Here is a 3,972-nt window from a genome sequence, read left to right as displayed (position 1 = left end):
ACCTTGGCGAGCGGGTCAAGGAAACCTGCGACAAGTTCAATGCTTCGCAGTCAGATTATGAGATCGTCTGCACCAGTCAGAATGGCTATCCAGAGACCATCCAGAACGCTATCGCCGCCTATCGTGCCAAGAAAAACCCGGCCATCGTGCAGGTCTTCGACGTTGGTACACTCGATCTGATGCTGTCCGGCGCATATATTCCGGCGAAGAAGCTGATGGAAGACAACGGCTACAAGATCGATTGGGACAACTATTTCGGCGGCATCGCGCGTTATTATGCCGACTCCAAAGGAGTGCTGAATTCGTTCCCGTTCAATTCCTCGACGGCAATGTTCTACTACAACATCGACGCCTTTACCAAGGCTGGCATCGATAGTGCACCGCAGACCTGGGAAGACGTGGAAGCCGATGCGCGCAAGCTGAAATCGGCAGGCTTTGATTGCCCCTTCGGCTTCAGTTTCGACAGCTGGGCGACGGTGGAGCAGTTTTCGGCAATCCACAATCAGCCTATCGCTACCAAGAACAATGGCTATGACGGTCTCGACACCGAGCTTGTTTTCAACAAGACAAAAGTTGTGGACCAGCTGACATTCTTCAAGAAAATGACGGATGAAGGCCTGTTTCAGGTCAAGACTGCCCAGCTCGGCATGGATGTTGTGCCGGCCTTCGCATCGCAAACCTGCCAGATGATTCAGTCGTCGATCGCCGATCACGGCACAATTGGCAAGACGATCAAGCCAGGCACCAAGTGGGCCGTGACGATGCTTCCGGTCTGGAAAGGTACCGAGCGCAAGAACTCTCTTGTCGGTGGCGCGTCTCTCTGGGTTCTGAAGAACCGTCCTGAAGCCGAATATAAAGGCGCAGCAGCTTTCCTCAACTTCATCGCCCAGCCGGATATGGTTCAATGGTGGTCGACAGTCACAGGTTACATCCCCGTCACCAAGACCGGTTTCGACGCGATGAAAGCCAACGGCTTTTATGAGAAGCCGCAGTTTGCAGGCCGCGAGAAAGCTATTGAAAGCCTGACCTATACGCCGGCTGGCGATCTTACCCGTGGCATCCGCGTCGGTGGCTTCCCGCAGATCCGCAAGGAAATCTCGAATGCGATGGAAGGTATCTTTTTCGGCAAGATGACGGTCCAGGCCGGTCTCGACCAGGCAGTCGAGCGTGGCAACGCCATTATCCGCCGCTTCGAAAAGACCTATGCCGGTCAGACGCTGAACTAGTCCACTTTTCCCCATTGCCTGGAGCATTCCGCATCCGGGCCATTTGGTTTGCCAACTGACAAGATACGGGAAACGGTCGAACCTATGAACAAACGTGCTGTTTTTAAAAGCCGGTGGTTGCCTATCTTGTTCGCATTGCCGCAGCTCTTGCTGATTTTCTTTTTCTTCTATTGGCCGGCCACGTCGGTTCTTACCTGGGCGTTTTCGCTGGAACCGGCGTTCGGCGGGGCAGGCGATCGCCTCTTTGTCGGGTGGGACAATTTCCGTGAAGTTTTTGCTGATCGCGAATATTGGCAATCGGTTACGCTCAGTCTTGTCTTTGCTTTTACCGCAACCGCGCTTTCGATGTTCATTGCTTTCGTGCTTGCGATCTGTGTCGATCGCCAGTTGAAAGGCTCGGGCCTATTCAGGTTTTTCTATATTTGGCCCTATGCCATTGCGGCCCCTGCCGTCGGACTTGCATTTCGTTTCATCTTCGCTCCAGAAAGCGGCTTGATCGCCATCGTCAACACATGGTCGCCGGATTTGTGGAACCCCGCCAAGTTTGGCAGCCATGCAATGATCCTGGTGATCATCTGTTTTGCGTGGAAATGGATCGGCTATAATTTCATCTTCATGACCGCGGGTCTTCAATCAATCCCGCGCAGTCTGATTGAAGCATCGTCGATGGACGGCTCCGGTCCGGTGCGTAGAGCCATCGATCTGCAGATTCCGCTGCTTGCTCCAACACTTTTCTTCTTGCTGGTGCTCAATCTTACCGAAAGCTTCGTCGGTCCCGACACTTATGGTATTGTCGATTTGACGACTGAAGGTGGCCCGAACGGGGCAACGAATGTCATGGTGTATCGCATCGTCAGCGAGGCATTCCAGGGCCTCAACTATTCTGGCGCCGCCTCTCAAAGCCTGATCCTCATAGGCCTGATCATGATCTTCACCTTTATCCAGTTCCGCTTCGTTGAGCGGCGCGTCCATTACAAATAGGTCCGCCCCATGATTGAACGAACGCCTATTCTCAATATGGTGACCTATTTCATCATGATCGTTGGATTGCTCCTGATCCTTGGACCGTTCTGGATGATTTTTACCGCATCGACCCAATCGTTGGCGCAGGTCAACGCGGTTCCATTCAATCTTCTGCCTGGCGCTGATTTCCTGCACAATCTCCAGGCGGCATGGCATCGGGCCAACCTTGGTCCAGCGATGCTCAACAGCCTGATCATGGCACTGTTGGTCATGGTGGGCAAAATCGTCCTTGCCTCGATCAGCGCTTTCGCCATTGTCTATTTCAGGAGTCCATTGCGTCACGTCTTCTTCTGGTTGGTGTTCATGACCTTGATGCTTCCGCTCGAGGTGCGCGTCGTTCCGACATATAACATTGCCGCCGATGTTTTTGAGCCRGTCCGCTGGCTGATCCAGACACTCACTGGCATCGAGCTCTCGCTGCAATGGAACTTGCTCAACTCCTATTCAGGACTGGTCCTGCCGGTGATTGCAACGGCTACGGGTACGTTCCTCTACAGGCAGTTTTATATGACGCTCCCGGACGAGCTCACTGAAGCCGCCAAAATGGATGGCGCCCGGCCGCTTCGCTTCTTCATAGATATCCTGCTGCCGTTGTCACGTACCAACATGCTGGCGCTGGCGACGATTATGTTCGTCTACGCCTGGAATCAGTATTTGTGGCCAAAGCTGATGACAACCGAGGCCGAATACCAGACAGCGATGGTGGCGATGACCACGCTCGTTCCCAATATCAACAGCCTGCCAGAATGGAATGTTTCCATGGCCGGTGCACTCATCATCATGCTGCCGCCTCTGATCATTGTCGCTGTTTTGCAGCGCTGGTTCGTCCGTGGTCTGGTCTCGACAGAGAAATAAAAGGAAAGCTCATGGCCGAAATCAACATCCGGAACGTCCGCAAATCCTATGGCCGCACACAAATCCTGCATGGGGTCGATCTTGACTTCAAGTCTGGCGAATTCGTGGTGATCCTTGGCCCATCAGGTTGTGGCAAGTCCACGCTGCTGCGCGTGATTGCCGGGCTCGAGGAGATTTCCGCAGGCGAGATTTCGATTGACGGCACAGTTGTCAATAATCTCGAGCCGCGCGATCGCGGCTGTTCGATGGTGTTTCAGAACTACGCTCTCTATCCGCATATGAACGTGGCTGCCAATATTGGCTATGCGTTGAAGGTTGCAGGTGTTCCGCGTGCCGAGCGAGATCGGCGTATCAGTGAGACTGCTCGTATTGTAGGGCTAGAGGAAATGCTGGATCGTAAGCCGGCACAGCTTTCCGGTGGTCAGCGGCAACGCGTGGCAATGGGAAGGGCGATCATCCGCGAACCGAAGGTTTTTCTGTTCGATGAGCCCCTTTCCAATCTCGATGCCAAGCTGCGGGTGCAGATGCGTGTAGAAATCCGCCGCCTACATAAGCGACTTTCAGCAACCTCGGTATTTGTGACCCACGATCAGGTCGAAGCGATGACACTGGCGGACAAGCTGATCGTCATGAACAAGGGCCATGTCGAGCAGGTCGGCACGCCGCTGGAGATTTACCACCGGCCACGAACGCGCTTTGTCGGGACATTCATCGGTTCGCCGGCCATGAACTTCTTTGACAGCACCATCGCGCCAGGTGGCAATTTTGTTTTGCTCGACGGTATCCAAATCGCGATCGACCCGGTACTTGGCCGCGACAATGCAGATAGCACCGTATCTGTCGGGATCCGTCCGGAGCACTGCCGTCT

The 3,972-nt window shown here is 54.1% G+C and carries 4 protein-coding genes; all 4 read left to right on the top strand.

Features of this window, described 5'->3' with window-relative positions; genetic code table 11:
- Positions 1 to 1,226, top strand: a 1,226-nt coding sequence (locus ACXJ5O_RS20710) for an extracellular solute-binding protein (RefSeq protein ID WP_457301538.1), incomplete at its 5' end; no start/stop codon positions are given.
- Between the two features lie 84 nt (positions 1,227 to 1,310).
- Positions 1,311 to 2,207: a carbohydrate ABC transporter permease gene (locus ACXJ5O_RS20705; protein ID WP_457301537.1), complete on the top strand. Its 897-nt coding sequence runs from the start codon at positions 1,311 to 1,313 to the stop codon at positions 2,205 to 2,207.
- A 9-nt stretch (positions 2,208 to 2,216) separates the two neighbouring features.
- A complete protein-coding gene (locus ACXJ5O_RS20700) occupies positions 2,217 to 3,104 on the top strand; it encodes an ABC transporter permease subunit (protein ID WP_457301536.1) in 888 nt (295 codons plus the stop codon).
- A gap of 11 nt (positions 3,105 to 3,115) precedes the next feature.
- Positions 3,116 to 3,972: sn-glycerol-3-phosphate ABC transporter ATP-binding protein UgpC (gene ugpC, locus ACXJ5O_RS20695; protein WP_457301535.1), on the top strand; the 857-nt coding region annotated here is incomplete at its 3' end.

It is taken from the genome of Phyllobacterium sp. P5_D12 (assembly GCF_054049495.1).
Note: the sequence above shows the minus strand (reverse complement) of the source record. Positions and strands in the feature narration are given on the sequence as shown.

Excerpts from the sequence above, each read along its gene's own strand:
- ACXJ5O_RS20705 (WP_457301537.1), top strand. The coding sequence starts at position 1,311 with ATGAACAAACGTGCTGTTTTTAAAAGCCGGTGGTTGCCTATCTTGTTC.